Source organism: Pseudoalteromonas citrea (assembly GCF_000238375.3).
In the GTDB taxonomy this organism is placed as follows: domain Bacteria; phylum Pseudomonadota; class Gammaproteobacteria; order Enterobacterales; family Alteromonadaceae; genus Pseudoalteromonas; species Pseudoalteromonas citrea.
Genome location: NZ_AHBZ03000027.1, coordinates 1,095,885 through 1,112,695, shown reverse-complemented (window position 1 = coordinate 1,112,695; position 16,811 = coordinate 1,095,885). Strand labels below are relative to the sequence as shown.

The window sequence follows — 16,811 nt, the reverse complement described above, 5'->3', positions numbered from 1 at the left end:
CGAAATGATTTTATTCTTTTTCCGGCACAAAAAAAGCAAGCCTCGGCCTGCTTTTTTTATCTAAGCTTTACAGCTTATAGCAAAGTGATATTCTCTGCTTGTGGGCCTTTCTGGCCGTTTGCTAAAGTGAACTCAACACGTTGGCCTTCAGCTAAAGTACGGAATCCGTCACCTTGAATAGCGCTGAAATGAGCAAAAACGTCTGGGCCATTTTCCTGTGCAATGAAACCAAAACCTTTAGACTCGTTGAACCACTTAACTGTGCCAGTTACTGTATTAGACATATCTTTAAATCCTGAAAAAATTATAACTATGCCCATATGGGCGCATAGAGCAAAAACTAGACGGTACTTAAAAACTTCAGGACGGTACGACAAGTTAGACTTATACAACAACGTAATGGAATTTTATAAACACTGACATATTTTTTGTCTAATTCTCATACTATAGATCTACATTGCCAAGTCAATAATTTTAACGCATAACATAGATGAACTTTCCATGACATTTAACGAAAAAACAACCAAAACATACATAAAGCACCAATAAAAGCACAAAATCGTTCATTAATAGAACACAGGTTCTCATTAACACCGCCTCTCTGATGTCTTATGACTAGCGCTTTGCAAGGTACGAAGGAGCGTCATCTTTTGCATCCATTACAGGTATGTCGACAACGAAGCTCACAGAAAAAAGCCAGTGATTTATCACTGGCTTTTTAAAGCAGTCACCTATTTTATATCACTCTTTGCGCTATAACTTACGCAATTTCTCGGTCGCTAGAGATCAATTTATCACACAGCGCTTGCCAGTCTGTGCTTTGTGTTTTTCCTTCCACACGACGGCCAAATAACGTCAACACGGTATTATTTTTATCATCGAAGAATTCGATAGATGACACAATGGTATCGCCGTTATCGGTTGGTTTTCGCACCACAAATGCTCGATTCACATCTTGCGTGTTAACATGCAAATTAAATGCTTCATCAAGTACATTATACCAAGGGCCAACTTGCTTAAGGTTAACTACCGGCCCCGAGTATATTTGTACTGCACCTGCATTACCCACAAATGCCATAATTTCAATTTTCTTATCTCGTGACTGCGTCAATACAGACTCTAACGCCGTAGCGCTTATTTCTGCGCTCCAAGGTTCTCCGGCTAATTCAAGTGCTTGTATTCGCGCTAATTTAAACTCTTTGAGTAAATTAGGAAAATGATGGACATCATTCAAATCAGACCAAGCCTGTGTAAACGCAACAACTTCTTGCTCGCTTGGACTATGCCACTGCTGCCTATCTGCTTCGGTTTCACGCGCATCATGTTGAACAGTAAGCTCTAACCCTTCTGTTAATTTAAAGCGTTCGCGTAAATTTAAAAATGCGTTTAAATCAGTGTCACTCGTGGTGAAAACTTTATGAACCGCTTGCCCATAAGCATCAAAAAACTGAATGCTCGAATGTTTCTCGCTTTCTACAATAAAAACACTGCGCCAATGATGTAAGAACAAGCGCATATCAATTCCACCGGGATTAATTGCAATGCCCATCACTCTGTCTTGATGCTCTGAAATATATAACTTATCGTAAACGCCTTTAATTTCATTGACCACAGAGCCATTTCGCGTCAATGCCATAATGTAGCCAAGACGCTTCAAGCCTTTCAAAATAGTGGGGATCTGTGCATCATCTAGTCGAGTGACACCTTGACCGATTTGAGCGTGTAATAGTTCCGCTTCGCTCACCTTTAAGGCATGCGCAGCATCAACGGCTCGCATTGTTGGGTGTTCTTTAATAAGCAGTTGATATTCTTTCAATAGTTGAGTCATAAAAAGTTCCTTAGAAACGCCAGCTAACTTGAGTCTTTATATTACGGCCAACACCATAATCACCAATTCCGCCACCAGTACCCGCTATAACCGTGTATTCTTTATCAAACACATTATCAATAGCCAAACGCAGGTTGACGTCTGTAGTTACGTCCCAGCTGGCATAAATATCCCATATTGTATGGCTCTGATGGTCTTGCAAGCTATATTCGCGCGTACGACGGTTATAACTTTCAACTTCTCTGTCTGAGGTATGTACGACTTTTGCGCCAACCATCACGGTGTTCTCTAGCAAAGCCATGCCAGCATCAAGACTTAACTTATCCGCAGGTAAATACCACAGATCTTTGCCTGTATTATCTTCCCCTTCAATCGTGCTGTACGTGAGGTTTGAATACATATACTGATTTGCATATTCTAGTTCCAACTCAAACCCATCACGGTCATTACTGGCACGATTTGCATAGCGTGCGTTAGGCATTGGGTTTTGCCTTTCGCTGGTCAATGAGGTAATTTCATCATCCACATTAATATCAAAATACATCATACGAACATTTAATGAATCCGTGTCACTGAGCACATTATCAGCCGTATAAATAAATCCTAACTCACTGTTATCACTATACTCTATATCTAAATCAAGGGCTGGTTGACGACCCCCATACTGGTCATAAAGCTCATCTATTAGCGGCGCTCTAAACCCTGACTGCCTATTGGCAAAGACAGAAAATTCAGGAGTAACTTGATAGTTCAGGCTGATTGAAGGCGCCCAATCACTGTGCGTTACTTTCGTATTTAACGCACTAAACTGTGAGGCAAACTCAGCGGTTGGAGTCGTTTCATAGCGCTCATAACGCACACCTGCAATAATTGTTAAATCTCGCAGCTTAAATTCATCTTGAATATACAGACCCGTACGCGCTTGATCACCACCAGGTTGAGAGGTCATTTCTCCAGTAACAGCCACAGTGCCATATTGCTCACACGCATAGGTTTCAAAATTGACTCGCTCACACGGCAAGGCTGTTTTTTCACCGACTCTTTCTTTGTCTGTATATTGCACACCATATGTGAGTATATGCTCACCAAGCTTTGAGGTATTCATCGCATCAAATGTGGTGATGTTGTACTCATAGTTAGATTTAATCCCGATGAAATCTTTAAGCATACCTATTCCATCAGTTTCCGTAACCTGACTACTGGTAAAACCAAGCTTAAGTGTCAAATCAATATATTGATTATCAGATGGCGTTAATTCATAACTTAAATTGGCAACTGTCTGCTCAACTTCACGATATACCGTTCCCCATGCGCCAGGATCAGTGGTGTTAAACTCCGTTCTTTGGTCATCTTGCGTGGTGTTGAATGTCGCACCTAATAAAGAGTCATCCGTTAAAAAGTACTCAGCTTTTAACAATAACGAACTATTCTCAATCCCTGAGTTATCGAGCATTTCTCCGTTTGACAGCTCAAAGTCGTCGCTATCACGCTTTACGACCGCGGCCAGTAAATCCAGCTCGTCGATTGGTCGGGCAAACGCAAATACAGAACCATTTTGTTGGTCATTATTGCTGTCGAAGCCGAGCTTAACCTTTGCGCCTGCCGTTTCGCCGTCACGTAAAAAATCAGCCGCGTCTTTAAGCTCTAACTGCACTACCCCACCTAATGCGCCACCACCATGTAAGACCGTACTAGTTCCTCGTTTAATACTCACGGTTCTGTATAGCTCAGGGTCGGTAAACAAGCTCCCCATACGATACTTTTCAAACGTTTGTACCATACCGTCAACAGTAACTAATACGTCCTCGGCATCGCTAAAACCACGAATATTAAACTTTTGACCACCACTTCGTGGACCACCATTGGCACTCACATTGGGGATCATATCGAGCACATTAAAAAGGTTACTTTCCAACTGCTTTTCAATTTGCTCGCTTGAAACCACATTAACAGCCTGCGCCGATTGCAATACCGTTTTCTTGGTTCGCGTTGCTGTTACTGTTACCGCATCTAATGAGGTCGCCATCACTGATTTATTATCAGCGCTTTGTGGGTTAGCCTGTGCAAGCACAGAAAGAGACAATGTAGCTAGACACAAACTAATTTTAGATAAACGCATGGGGTACTCCAGATTATTATTTAATAGCAAAAACAAACCGTACTTTCAGTGCCCCATTTAACTCAGTTCCTTCACCAAAAATAATGGTGTTAACTCCATACTGAAATGTGCGGTTTTAACTTGTGGCGCATAATACAACAACAGAAACACAAATGATAACTATTTTTGTTTGCGCTCAATAAGTATATTTGCAATTTGGCGGTTTTGTTGACTCAGATCTGCCAATAACCTCACCAGCTCTTCACTGGGGGATTGTTTATCAATGGCAATAAACAGCGGCTTTTCTTTTGCTATGTGTGACACAGCTTGCATTAAGGTTTCACGGGTACTAAAAGGCTGCTCGTCTAGCGCATAACTTACCGCCGTACCATCATACATGAGGCTCAATACTTGAGGGGACTGCTCTGAAACTACCTCCCCTTGCTCGCCTGAGTCGGGTAACGATACTTCCAACACATTCACTTGTACTGCCACACTTAATAACAAAAATACCAATACAATAAATAGAACATCAAGTAAGGCGGTCAGATCAGGTAATAGCGAGTCGTTCGTGTTGTGCGGAAGTTCAAGCATGTTGTACCTGCATATTTGATACGCGCTCATTTGCAAATAGTGTCAACTCTGTTTGCATATACCCCGCCAGCGCTTGGCATAAACCATGAGAAAAAATACAAGGGATCGCAATTGCTAACCCCACGACCGTAGAATACATTGCCCCCCATAGCCCATCAGCTAATAAAGCCGGTGTTACCGCTTGTTGAGAGTGTGCTATATCCCTAAACATCACCACTAACCCCCATACCGTGCCAAATAGCCCCAATAAAGGGCTTAACATACCAATTAAACTGATCAAGGCGAGTCGTTTTCGCCACTGCACCACGTAGCGCTGGATAAAAAGCTGTAATGTTTCGGGGTGTAAAGGTATTTGAGCAAGCAATACTTTACTGTTTTTTAGCTTAATAAATCCCTCCGATAGCACCCAAATCCTTTCCAAAATCAATGTTAATGCCAAAGATGATAAGCACAGAAATGGCCATTTCATCATTCCCAGTTGCGTGATTACTTCATTCATTATTACTTTCCAAATAGAGGTGGTTAACTTGTAAGGCTAAACTCAACAGGCACGGTAAACTTCGCGTTAATCGCATGCCCATGTTGCTCAACAGCATAAAACTGCCACTGTTTTACGTTATTTAATGCCGCTTTATCCAATGCAGCAAAACCACTGCTTTTCACAATATCAACAGCGACTATGGCACCTTGTTTATTGAGCTCAATTGAAACAACCGTGACACCTTGCTGGCCTCTGCGCTTAGCCCGCAGTGGGTATTTTAGTAATGGCCGAGGAGCTTTGAATAAGGGAGGAGCACTGACGTGAACCAGTTCATCACTCATGCTATGTTGTTCTGTAACTAAAGGGGCACTTGAGGACACAGCTTCTGATGTGTCTGACGCAAGGGCTGCAACCTGCGGTTGTTCAGGGTTTACCAAATCAGGGGTTATTGGCTTGTCATTTTTCTGCGGTATAGGATCCAGTGTTTTTTGAGGCAAAGGCAGAACATTTGTTTGCTGAACAGCCTTTTTATCAGTTAATACTTCAGTTTTTTTTGATTTTTTTACTGTAATTAACTGTTGTTTTTTACCATCAAATAAAGCCTCATTAGACGCCGTAAGTGGCACATTCTGCACCAGAGTGTTTTCTTTTTGCTTCATTGCAACTTGCTGTATTTTAACTTTTAAAGCAACAATATCGGCAACATTGCCACCATTAAAATGTGGGGGTTCTGGTTCCATAGCCAGCCAAAATAAACTGTGGGCCAAAATTGAAATACTTGTACAGGTTAAAATCTTCATATTGATTACTAATAATGATAACTGTTATTATTCTCATTATTATAATAGCAACTTTGGAATTGTTATGAAAGTTAAACCTTGGTCTAGTCATTTTGTTTTATCTATCTCTTTACTATGTGTATTTTTACTCAACCCATCGGCTAACGCGAAATCAAATTATGAGCGGATTGTTGTGTCTGGTGGGTCAATCACTGAAATCATTTACGCCTTAGGCGAGCAAAGCCGGATCGTTGGGGTTGATAGCACCAGTGTATTTCCGGCACAAGCTACTGAAAAAGCCCAAGTCGGCTATGTACGTAATATTAATGTAGAAGGCGTATTGTCTTTAAACCCAGACTTATTGTTAGGAGAAGCGGACTCAGGTCCAGATAAAGTAATACAACAACTCAAGAATATCGGCCTGAATACACACATATTTTCAGAAAATGATCATTTTTTTGCTATTGAGAAGAAGATTTCTAAAGTTGCTAAGTTACTTAATGTCGAGCAAAAAGGGCGAGACTTAAACGCCTATATCCAAACCGATCGCAAAGCATTGGCGCACATTTTATCTCAGGCAACAACAAAGCCGAATGTATTGTTTGTATTAAGCTTAAAAGCAGGACAACCTCTGGTTGCAGGCAGTGACACATCGGCACACGATGTTATTAAAGCAGCAGGTGGTCATAATGTTGCAAGCGCCCATTTTTCAGGGTGGAAACCCCTTTCAACCGAGGCTGCAATAGCAACTAATCCAGACGTTATTATTACTATGGGTCGTCACGGTAAAAGCCAAAGCCTTGATGTCGCGAAGATACCGCATTTTAAATACTCTAACGCGGTTAAAAATAACAAGGTGCTCACCTTTAATGGTTCCTACTTACTGGGTATGAGCCCAAGAACTCCGCAAGCTGTCACCGAACTTGCAAAAGCCATTCATTCAGGTGTTTCCTACCCTAAAAGTTATCGTTTGCGGGCGGCACAAACATCAGATAAAAAGGCGTTATAATGCTTGCTCTTAGCCAGTCATTTATACCTGTTGGATCTGCTAAGCGCATGTTAGTTAGCGGTTTGCTTATAGTGTGTTTCATGATCGGGTTAATTTCCTTAGCAATTGGCGGTGTAGATATCAGCTTAAGTCAATTGGTCGATATTCTAAGCTATAAAGAGGCTAATTCACTACAGAATGCTGTCATCTGGGAAATTCGCTTACCTCGGCTGGTACTTACCATGGCCGTCGGCGCAGGACTCGCGGCAAGTGGGGCTGCAATGCAAGCCATATTTCGAAACCCACTCGCGGACCCCGGGTTAATCGGTATAACCAGCGGCGCAGCATTGGGGGCAATCGCCACCATTGTACTGGGCAATAGCTTACTCAGTACCTTCAGTGAGTCTTATGGTATTTACGCTGTGCCAATAGGGGCTTTTTTAGGCTGTTTAGTCATTTGTACCCTGATTTATAAACTGTCTAGCCAAGGGAATCAATTTACAATTATTAGTTTATTACTTGCGGGCATTGCCATCAATGCCATCGTAAGTGCATTTATCGGTATATTAACGCTCATTAGTAGTGATGCCGAGTTACGTGATCTAACGTTTTGGGGAATGGGCTCTCTCGCGGGAAATAACTTTAAAATGATCATCCCTTCGCTTGTGGTAATCAGTGTATGTTGCCTTTTCTTTTTCAAAATGGCGAAACCACTGAATATTTATTTGCTGGGTGAACAACAGGCCAGGCATCTAGGCGTTAACGTCACTGCCTTAAAAAAGCAGGCTTTCATTTATACCGCGCTCTGTATTGGGGCATCAGTTTCACTTACCGGTATGATTGGCTTCGTTGGGTTTATTGTACCGCATATCATGCGTTTATTAATGGGCCCAGATCATCGCTACCTAATGCCAGCATCGATACTCGGTGGCGCGATTCTATTAAGCCTTGCAGACATCCTTGCCCGCACATTAATTCTCCCCTCAGAACTGCCCATTGGGTTAATCACCAGCGCCATCGGCGGGCCATTCTTTTTAGTTATGTTACTTAAAACATATCAATCTCGAGGCTTTTAAAAATGTTACAAGCAAAAAACATCTGTGTGAAAGTTGGTAGTAATACATTGCTTAATGAGACGGAGCTCACAGTTGAATGCGGGCAATTACATGTGGTGATTGGGCCAAATGGTGCAGGTAAGTCTACTTTACTAAAAGCACTATGTGCCGATGTACCCTTGTATTCGGGTAACATTACCTACCAGAGCAAATGCATGAATGACTACCAGCCGACAGAACTTGCCCAGTGTCGCGCAGTACTTACGCAAAACTATGACTGTGACTTTCCTTTTACAGTACAAGAGATTGTCGATATGTCGCACTTTGTTCATAACGAACACGTACCTTATGAGCAATTACTGTCATACTCAAAGCAAGCACTTGATACATTAAACGTGACCAAACTTGCCAATAAGTCATTTACATTATTGTCTGGAGGAGAAAAACAGCGCGTTCAGTTTGCCCGAGTGCTATGTCAATTATTGCCAGCACTGGCACAAAAGAAACCTTGCTATTTACTGATAGATGAACCCACTGCTAGCCTTGATTTATACCATCAATATCAAGTTATGAAATTAGCACGCGACATTGCGGATCAAGGCGCAGCTGTGATTGCAGTGGTACATGATTTAGCACTAGCAGCGAGCTTTGCCGACGAAATTACTATGCTCGAAAAGGGCAAAGTCGTCGCAATGGGTAAACCAGCAGACATACTAAACCGTGCACAGCTACAAAAAACATATCAGATCGATGCGCAGCTATCGCAACAAGCAGATCACTTACCGAGTCTTAATATTGCACATAGCGCGATACAATAGTTCAAGCTGCCTAAGGCTTACTCATAACGCTAGGCAACAAAAAGCAGCATTATAAAATGCTGCTTTTTAAATATGAATATGTGTTTACTGTAACACGGTATTCTCGGGCTAATTAACTTTGATAATAGAGTCACCGCCACATATAAAATAACCGGTATCACACGCAAAAGAAGGAGGATCCATTTTTCCACCCGCAACATGTATGGTTTGCTTTAAGGCAACAGAATTATTATCTGACAACGCTTTTAACTGTTTCTTTTTGAGTGCTAACTTAAGTTTCATGACTGTCCTTTCGTTTGTTTTTTAGTCAAAACAACGTTAGCAAACATCAGTGGCAAGTCAATAAAAAAGCTCAATAAACACACGAATGCATAGGCCTATATCAGCGCTAACCTTGTGCTTACTTTGTCAACAATTTCGGTGGTGCAGTCGTTAATAAAGAAATGCCCACCTTCAAACCAAGTAAAATCACCCGATTCAAAAAAGCTTAACCAATGGCGCGCATGTTCTTCCAAAATAGTATCATCTTTACCTGCAAACACGCTCACATTACATGGGAACGTGAGTGGCAGGTCATACCTGTACGTATCTGCCAATTTAAAATCAGCTCTAAGCATGGGTTCAAACAAGTCCATAAGCTCATCATGGGCCAATATCTCTTTTGGTGTGCCGTTTAGCTCAGCTAATTCCGCACGAAAATCCACCGACGGTAAATCATAAAGTGGCTTTTTTAGACCACAGTAAGTCGGGCTGGCACTGCCTGATGCAAAGAAATGCTTGGCACAAGGTAAGCCTCGCTCTAATGCTTGACGTAACACTTCAAAAGCAACTCGACTGCCTAAACTATGTCCGTATAAAACATACTCACCTTGCATGTAAGGGTCTACATACTGTTGTAATTCGCTCACCAATTTGTTCATATCATCAATGGCAGGTTCACCAAAGTGACGACCTCTTCCGGGTGGCTCTACCATAACCAGTCGAACATCATCAGGCAAACGCGTTTTCCAGCCTGAATAAATGTTTGTCCCACCGCCTGCATAAGGAAAACAGATCAGTGTTTTTTTAGCGTGTTCATTACTCACACTCAGCCATTTACTCACACCACAACTCCTTCTAAATCTTATACTGGCCTCAAATAATAAAAAACTATAACAGAGTTATATAAACCTGAGTTATGTTGGCCAATAATGAACTTCTCTTGAATATACAAGCTGCTTAATATGCAGCTTGCTTTTAGTTCGCTAACGATTAATTATCCGCACGACCCATGAACTTTTTCTCATCGGTGTTGATTTTGATTCTGTCTCCAGTAGAAATGTGCTCTGGTACTTGTACTGTTAGACCTGTAGACAAGGTGGCTGGTTTTGTACGGGCGCTTGCTGACGCACCTTTAATTGAAGGGGCTGTCTCTTCAATGACAAGCTCAACACTTGACGGTAAATCGATTGAAACTGGGCTACCCTCTACGATTACAGCAAGTAAACCTTTGGTATCTTCACTTACAAATAACACCTGCTCTTCAATTGACGATTTATTTAAGTTATACGGTGTGTAATCTTCTTCATCCATAAATACATATTCATCACCATCAATGTATGAAAACACAACCGGGCGACGAATCAAATCAGCGAGCGTTAACATTTCATCGGCTTTGAATGTCTCGTCAACTTTACCGCCATTTACCACATCGTACATACGCATGCGGTATAAACTACCACCTGAACGTCCTTGCGGTACCGAACGTTCAATATCTCTAACAATCATCACGCGATTATTGTATTCAACCGCTGCATGTTTTTTTATTTCACTGGCCTTTGGCATGGTCTATCTCTTTATTTATTTTTGCGAAAAACTATCACGAAGTGATGCGCTAGCCAAGTATCTTAACTAGAAACGTCGTCTTTAAAATGAAACCGCAGTTTAAACTACTCAGAACTAAACTTAAATTAAGAAGGACACATTAAACCCCATCGTGCTTAAACGTTTGAATTTTTCACAACGCCACGCGTCCTTATACTAAATACACCATGATCTAGGCTCGTATCTTATGAGTAATTTAAATGTGATAGCTATACAGCCATTTGTACCTGCAAAATGCTTTTCGTCATCTATAAAATACTATCAAGCACTCGGGTTTGAATTGGTTTCAGAGCATTCTGGTATTGCCGCCTTTCGTTATCAATCTTATTCTTTTTTATTACAAGACTTTTATGAACCCAAACATTGTGAAAACTACATGATGCATTTACATGTCCCTGACCTCAATGCTTGGTATCAGCACATACTGGCACTAGAGCTGGAGCATGATTTTAGCTGTAAAGTGACCGACATAACCACCCAACCTTGGGGGGTACGTGAGTTCTGTTTATATGATCCAAGTGGTGTATTGTGGCGTGTAGCACAAGCTATTTCTCAACAGTAAACATATAACAAATAGGTGAGTCGCACTTTAACGATACGTATTAGTAATAGAAACACTACTTAGTGCTTGCAGCAGTGCTTATGACCTTACCTTGCTCTATTAAAAGCGTCACAGCTTGAGCGTCAATCGGTTGTGAAAAAAAGTAACCTTGTAACTGCTGACAACCACAGGCTGCAAGGACTTTAGCCTGCATTGCATTTTCAACGCCTTCTGCCACACAATTTACGTTCAGACTTTGCGCCATATTGACAATCACAACAGCTAAATCGCCATTGCTTTTACCACCGCTAATATCATCAACAAAGGATTGATCCACTTTGATAGTGTCAAATGCCAAATGCTTTAAATAGTTCAAACTTGAGAAACCAGTACCAAAGTCATCAATGGCGATCGCAAACCCCATTTCTTGTAATAGAAGCAACGTTTTTTGCATCGACTCTATATTTGATACCAATGAAGACTCCGTCACTTCTATTTCTATATTGATGGTCGGTATGCCAAAATCACCAACTAACTCTATAAAACTATTAACAAAGTTAGCTTCACTCAATTGCAAAACCGATATATTGATGCTCATTATCAAATCAGGTTTTACCAAAAGCCATCTGGCAAACTGAGGCAATGCTTTATTCAATAATTGCTGACTTAATCGTGTAATACTGTTCGCGTCTTCTGCTATAGAAATAAAATGTGCGGGTGTGACTAGTTGATCTTTTTGTTGCCACCTTGCCAGCATCTCCAATTTCTCCAGTTCAAAACTCTGCGCATTTACAATCGGTTGGTAATAAGGCAGAAATTCGTCATGTTCAATGCCTTTATGAATGGCACTTTCTATCTCTACACGCAGCTCAGCTTCATGATCTAACCGTGCGCTATAAAACTGAAAGTCGGTTTTTGCTACTTTTTTTGCTCGGTACATGGCTGTATCAGCGTGTTTCATCAATGTTTCAGCATTGTCACCGTCATCAGGGTATATGGCGATGCCAGCACTCAATGAAACTTCGAGTTGAATGCCCTTGAGTTCATATTCACCAGTCGTACTTTGTAATACTTTTTTTATAACTTTACGCACATGACGTTTATCTTCTATGGCATCGAGTAATAAGACGAACTCATCACCGCCCATCCGTGACACTGTATCGCAGGCTCGCACACACCCTGCTAAGCGTTCAGCTACTTGTTTCAATAACAAGTCACCATAATCATGACCTAATGAATCGTTTATCTTTTTAAACTTATCAAGATCAATGAATACCAAGGCAAACTGGTGCTTGCAACGACGCGCTCGCTTACATGCCTGAATCAATCTATCTTGCAACAATAAACGATTTGGCAGCCCTGTTAAGGCGTCATGGTGGGCCAAATGGTTCATTTTACGAGACATCATTCTAGACTCAGTCACATCTTGAAATACCATTACTGAGCCCATTATTTGACCATTTTTACCATATATGGGGGAAATAGAGTCTTGAATCGCAAAGGTAAGTCCTAAATGGTTTTTCACGCAAGTTAGCTCTGGTAACCCTAATGTTTGATGATTCCCCATGCAGTAATCAGTCAAATTCTCGATTGGCTGTAAAGTATCCTCATTAAATAACGGCATGACATCTTGAAATGGCAGCCCAATAACTTCATTGGTCAACCTCGCCAAAATAGCCTCAGCCACGGGATTCATATAAGTGATGTTACTCTCAACATCAGTACAAATCACTCCGTCGCCAATGGAGCTTAATGTCACTTCAAGCAGCTCTTTCTCTTTCGATAACGCTTCTGATAATTTTTGCCGTTCCGAAATATCTTGAAAAAAACACAAGGTATGGTCCCCTGCTTTACTTTTATTAAATACATCAGCTTGGAGTAAGCACGTCACCTGCCTTAAATTCTTCGTCAGTAGCACGATTGATTCAATGGTAAACCGTGTATCACCAGATAAGCCCATCTGGTGAATTAAACTTGCTGAGTGCTCTGTCATATAATTGGTGATCGGCTTATTCAACAGTTGTTCACGTTGATAACCTAAGCACTTTGTTAGCCCATCACTGATGTGTAAAATTCGCCCCTGCTCATCGAGCGTGGTCAACATAATTGGGCTCAGTTCAAAGGTATGTTTGTAATTATTATCAACCTGCTGCATTTGTACTTGCGAGCGCTTACCCGCTAGTTCATACATACAAATAATAAGTGCGTTGCAATATCCAGCGATCATAACAAATAATATCGTCAGCTTAGTTTGCACATCCTGCTCCGCAAAGGACCCCTCTGCACCTGATAACACAGCCACACCAATCGCTAAGATAAAACCTGCTAAACTGAGGGGTTTAAACCCTCTTAATACAGCGCACAGTGCCAATGAAATTGCCGCTAATGCCGAAAAGGTAAACCAAGAAAAATAAATAGAACACAATGCAAATACGCCAATACCACCACCCCATACTAAATCTTGAAACTGATAGGTATTGGTTACTTTTAGCTTACCGCTTTGTGTACATAATAACACCACAGGTAACCCTGTGAGCAGGGTGATCAATGACCCTTCAAACCAGCCTTCTATAACCAGTTTAAAACTCAAAGACGACACCATAGTGACCAGCTGAGCCCCCGCGACGCCCAACAAGAGTGAAGGCAGAAACACAAATAAAAGGAGGCATTTAACCAAGTAAATCGGCTGTACTACCATGCGCTCAAAGTTGAAATGCTGCTTAAAGAAAAAGGCTATAATATAAGCCTCAGCAACATTCAAAAATAGAATAAACAGCACCTCTATACTAAGAGTGTTCCAAATAAAAAATGTGCTAATACTGATAGCAAATGTCAGTAATGTGGTTTTCCACCAGCTCTTATAGCACAATGTCATAAAGCCTGTGATTAACCACAGATCTGCCCCCCACAGCACCGTCCATGCTCTTTGTGTAGGTATATACGATATAAATAGCAAGGCAATGGCGACATAACCCAAAGCCCAAAATAAGTGGCGTTTCATTCAATATGACCTTTATATGGTCCAAAGTTAGGCCTACTTATCAAACCCAACCATAAAATCTTAAATCCATTCTTTAAACTATTGGTGAGAGTACAAAATTAATCAAGTTTACAAAAAGATAAAGCCAGTTAGCATAATGCTTTTAACGTAAGAAATTTCGCAAATAAAATAAAAGTTATCTATGCTGTAAAAACTGCAATAAACGAGCCTGACTATGATTAGCGCTGACCAAGCCACGATGGCAATTCACAACTTTGTGCGCGTTGCCAACATCATTACTAATTTAGACATGATTTTAAACCAAGCAAAAAACCTGTCTTTAACGGCAAAAAATGCCAGAGTGGTTGCATTGCGAGCAGGAGATGTCGCTTTTGGTTTTAAACCTATTACCAACTTTATTGACGAGTTCTCAACGCAAACAATCAAAACCACTGCTGAAATATCACAGCTATCTAATCAACTCTTCAGCTTAGCGCTCGCGGTAGTGCGCTGTGCTGACTTACAATTTCAATTAACCAAAGCAAATGATATAGCCAATCACGCATGCATTTCTCAATTACAACAGCAAAGCTATGCTGATCTAAAACAAAAAACCCGAGCGCTAGAACAAGCTATTTTTTCCCTTGAAAGCTATTTCGAAGATATTCAAAAGCAGATGCGCAGTGCTGAGTACATTGCTGTAACAAGCAGAGTTGAAGCGTCAAATGCAGGGGAGTTTAGCCACAGTTTAGAATCTGTTTCTGACTTTATTACGGACTCGGCCAGAAAAATTAAGGCCGCAGTCAATGAGAACCTACAAGAAATCTGCGCGTTGCGAGGAGGTTTACGATGAAAGCAACTGAATTGTACCACGGTGAATCTCATCAATGGATCGTACTTGGAAGGGATCCCGAAAAGCCGGAAAAAATAATAGATACCAATCAGTATCTGATTAAAAGTGCAGAGGAAGCAATCATTCTCGACCCAGGTGGTATCGAGCTATTTTCACCCATGTTAGCGGGAATTTTACATCATGTGACAATTGACCATATCACCACCTTATTTGCTTCTCATCAAGACCCTGACATTATTTCCTCTTTAGGTTTATGGGATAAAACTGTCCCCAATGCTAAGCTCTATGCCCCCTGGTTATGGGAAGGCTTTATTCGGCATTTTGGAATGGAAAATATTCAATACATGCCTATTAAAGATGAAGGGGGGGAAATCAGACTAGGGCACGCAACTTTAAAGTTCATACCGGCGCATTACTTACACTCTTCAGGCAACTTCAATGTGTACGATCCACAGGCAAAGATATTGATGAGCGGTGATATAGGTGCAGCGCTAGAACACGGTGACGTGCCATTGTATGTCGACAATTTTGCCGAGCATATTAAATATATGGAGTATTTTCACAAGCGCTGGATGCCATCTAATCGGGCAAAAAACAACTGGGTGGCAAGAGTAAAAGAGCTTGAGATTGACATGATGGCACCGCAACATGGCCGTATTCTCAAAGGCGAAATGGTTGCTGAGTTTTTAGAATGGTTTGCCAAATTAGATGTGGGTATAGCTTAGCAGCTACAGCCACGAATACGCCCAGTTATATTTCTGCTGCTATTTTTTGGCTTTGATCCACGCTTTAACTGGGTCAACCCAAGCCGCCAAAGGCCGATAAAAAGCGCCATGACTCAACCCTGTATGAATGGCGATTTCACGAAATGACTGAGTTTCAGTACTCTTTTTTGCCAGCTTTTCGCAGCTACCTGATTTATCTGTTTTTTCATAAACAGACAATACATGACCATATACTTTCACATCAGTATGTTTTTTCCAAACTAACCGTCCGCACCCCGCCAGAATAATGGTATTAACGCCTAAATCAGAAAGCTTGTCAGAGGTAACACCGGTGATAAACGCCCCGCGAGAAAAACCCATAATGGTAATATTGCTGGGCTTAACCCCCTGCTCAACTAAAGTGCGAACCTGTTTATTTAAAGTATAAGCATACTCAAATGGGTCGGTATCTTTTGCTCTATGCTGAGCAATTAAGTGATAGTGGCTATCAGCTAATGCTTGCTTAATTGCTGGAAAGTCATACATGCCCCAACCAAAACGGGTATCAACCGGTTTGGGGTTATCCCCTTCCACAATATATCCATGAGAGTAAAAGACATACTTGGCATTGCGGTCAATATTGGCTGGTAAATCAGCATGTACTTGCCCGGCAATGCTATGATTAGAAATAAATAACGCCAATACTGCACAGGTTATGAGTCTTATCATACCGTTATCAATCGTTCCTAAATAGGTTACTTAATAGCAAGTATATATGAAAGCTATTGCTGTGACCACACGGCCAGTTCGTTACCACTGGGTTCTATAAAATGAAATCGCCGTCCACCGGGAAAATGAAAAATCGCCGTACTGATCTTGCCACCCGCTTGCTCAACAGCGGTTTGAGTTACATCAAGATGGTCACTGTAAATAACCACCAACGCACTGCCTTTACTGGCTTGCGCATGTAAGTCTGCTTTGTAAAACCCACCAGCGAGGCCTGAGTCTGAAAAAGCACTGTATTCTGGCCCATAATGCGTAAATTGCCAATTAAACACCTGAGTAAAAAATGCTTCTGTCGCAACCAAATCTCGGGCTGCCAGCTCAATATAATTAATATGGTGATGGCTCATAGCGTACGCTCCTTAGTATGTACTCTTGTCAGCATAAAGTGCCGTAAAAAATATAGCAACGCTTTACCTATATTGCTACAAAACCTAAGGGTCGCT

The 16,811-nt window shown here is 41.3% G+C and carries 18 protein-coding genes; 6 read left to right on the top strand and 12 right to left on the bottom strand.

The genetic code is table 11. The annotated features are described in order from the left end of the window. Positions 1-74: 74 nt before the first annotated feature. From PCIT_RS22790 to PCIT_RS22765, 6 genes are all read right to left on the bottom strand, one after another. A complete protein-coding gene (locus PCIT_RS22790; protein WP_010366074.1) occupies positions 75-284 on the bottom strand; it encodes a cold-shock protein in 210 nt (69 codons plus the stop codon). Between the two features lie 476 nt (positions 285-760). Further along, positions 761-1,828 carry a hemin-degrading factor gene (locus tag PCIT_RS22785; RefSeq protein ID WP_010366076.1) on the bottom strand — a complete coding sequence of 356 codons (1,068 nt, stop codon included), beginning with the start codon at positions 1,826-1,828 and terminating at the stop codon, positions 761-763. 10 nt (positions 1,829-1,838) lie between these two features. Further along, positions 1,839-3,947 carry a TonB-dependent receptor domain-containing protein gene (locus tag PCIT_RS22780; RefSeq protein ID WP_010366077.1) on the bottom strand — a complete coding sequence of 703 codons (2,109 nt, stop codon included), beginning with the start codon at positions 3,945-3,947 and terminating at the stop codon, positions 1,839-1,841. 159 nt (positions 3,948-4,106) lie between these two features. Beyond that, positions 4,107-4,520 carry a biopolymer transporter ExbD gene (locus PCIT_RS22775; protein ID WP_010366078.1) on the bottom strand — a complete coding sequence of 138 codons (414 nt, stop codon included), beginning with the start codon at positions 4,518-4,520 and terminating at the stop codon, positions 4,107-4,109. Then, positions 4,513-5,019 carry a MotA/TolQ/ExbB proton channel family protein gene (locus PCIT_RS22770; RefSeq protein ID WP_010366080.1) on the bottom strand — a complete coding sequence of 169 codons (507 nt, stop codon included), beginning with the start codon at positions 5,017-5,019 and terminating at the stop codon, positions 4,513-4,515. The genes PCIT_RS22775 and PCIT_RS22770 overlap by 8 nt, the downstream gene beginning before the upstream one ends. A gap of 23 nt (positions 5,020-5,042) precedes the next feature. Beyond that, positions 5,043-5,801: an energy transducer TonB gene (locus PCIT_RS22765; RefSeq protein ID WP_010366083.1), complete on the bottom strand. Its 759-nt coding sequence runs from the start codon at positions 5,799-5,801 to the stop codon at positions 5,043-5,045. A 64-nt stretch (positions 5,802-5,865) separates the two neighbouring features. Here PCIT_RS22765 and PCIT_RS22760 point away from each other — a divergent pair, with 64 nt between their 5' ends. From PCIT_RS22760 to PCIT_RS22750, 3 genes are read left to right on the top strand one after another with little or no spacing between them, the layout of a single operon-like run. Further along, positions 5,866-6,789 (top strand): heme/hemin ABC transporter substrate-binding protein, encoded by a 924-nt coding sequence (locus PCIT_RS22760; protein WP_010366085.1) that lies wholly within the window; start codon positions 5,866-5,868, stop codon positions 6,787-6,789. Further along, positions 6,789-7,844: a FecCD family ABC transporter permease gene (locus PCIT_RS22755; protein WP_010366086.1), complete on the top strand. Its 1,056-nt coding sequence runs from the start codon at positions 6,789-6,791 to the stop codon at positions 7,842-7,844. The genes PCIT_RS22760 and PCIT_RS22755 overlap by 1 nt, the downstream gene beginning before the upstream one ends. 2 nt (positions 7,845-7,846) lie before the next feature. Continuing rightward, a complete protein-coding gene (locus PCIT_RS22750) occupies positions 7,847-8,641 on the top strand; it encodes a heme ABC transporter ATP-binding protein (protein ID WP_010366089.1) in 795 nt (264 codons plus the stop codon). A 108-nt stretch (positions 8,642-8,749) separates the two neighbouring features. On the opposite strand, the gene PCIT_RS22745 is transcribed toward PCIT_RS22750, so the two are convergent. The 3 genes from PCIT_RS22745 to efpL form a co-directional block, all read right to left on the bottom strand. Beyond that, the gene (locus PCIT_RS22745; protein ID WP_157592836.1) at positions 8,750-8,923 is read right to left on the bottom strand and encodes a hypothetical protein; all 174 of its coding nucleotides are present in this window, start codon (positions 8,921-8,923) and stop codon (positions 8,750-8,752) included. A 95-nt stretch (positions 8,924-9,018) separates the two neighbouring features. Continuing rightward, positions 9,019-9,744 (bottom strand): thioesterase II family protein, encoded by a 726-nt coding sequence (locus PCIT_RS22740; protein ID WP_010366090.1) that lies wholly within the window; start codon positions 9,742-9,744, stop codon positions 9,019-9,021. A gap of 148 nt (positions 9,745-9,892) precedes the next feature. Beyond that, complete coding sequence (efpL, locus tag PCIT_RS22735; protein ID WP_010366092.1) at positions 9,893-10,465, bottom strand: elongation factor P-like protein EfpL; 573 nt, start codon at positions 10,463-10,465, stop codon at positions 9,893-9,895. Between the two features lie 226 nt (positions 10,466-10,691). Between efpL and PCIT_RS22730 the strand changes: the two genes are divergently transcribed. Next, the gene (locus PCIT_RS22730) at positions 10,692-11,066 is read left to right on the top strand and encodes a VOC family protein (RefSeq protein WP_010366094.1); all 375 of its coding nucleotides are present in this window, start codon (positions 10,692-10,694) and stop codon (positions 11,064-11,066) included. Between the two features lie 55 nt (positions 11,067-11,121). On the opposite strand, the gene PCIT_RS22725 is transcribed toward PCIT_RS22730, so the two are convergent. After that, complete coding sequence (locus PCIT_RS22725) at positions 11,122-14,046, bottom strand: sensor domain-containing protein (RefSeq protein WP_010366096.1); 2,925 nt, start codon at positions 14,044-14,046, stop codon at positions 11,122-11,124. A gap of 214 nt (positions 14,047-14,260) precedes the next feature. Here PCIT_RS22725 and PCIT_RS22720 point away from each other — a divergent pair, with 214 nt between their 5' ends. Together PCIT_RS22720 and PCIT_RS22715 are read left to right on the top strand one after the other, a co-directional pair. Continuing rightward, the gene (locus PCIT_RS22720; RefSeq protein WP_010366098.1) at positions 14,261-14,878 is read left to right on the top strand and encodes a hypothetical protein; all 618 of its coding nucleotides are present in this window, start codon (positions 14,261-14,263) and stop codon (positions 14,876-14,878) included. Then, positions 14,875-15,603: an oxygen-binding di-iron domain-containing protein gene (locus tag PCIT_RS22715; RefSeq protein ID WP_010366100.1), complete on the top strand. Its 729-nt coding sequence runs from the start codon at positions 14,875-14,877 to the stop codon at positions 15,601-15,603. Before PCIT_RS22720 ends, PCIT_RS22715 begins: the two co-directional genes overlap by 4 nt. A gap of 39 nt (positions 15,604-15,642) precedes the next feature. Here the strand turns inward: PCIT_RS22715 and PCIT_RS22710 are convergent, their stop codons facing one another. Beyond that, the gene (locus tag PCIT_RS22710) at positions 15,643-16,311 is read right to left on the bottom strand and encodes a hypothetical protein (protein ID WP_010366102.1); all 669 of its coding nucleotides are present in this window, start codon (positions 16,309-16,311) and stop codon (positions 15,643-15,645) included. Positions 16,312-16,364: 53 nt separating this feature from the next. Beyond that, positions 16,365-16,715 (bottom strand): VOC family protein, encoded by a 351-nt coding sequence (locus tag PCIT_RS22705; protein WP_010366104.1) that lies wholly within the window; start codon positions 16,713-16,715, stop codon positions 16,365-16,367. Positions 16,716-16,811: the final 96 nt, after the last annotated feature.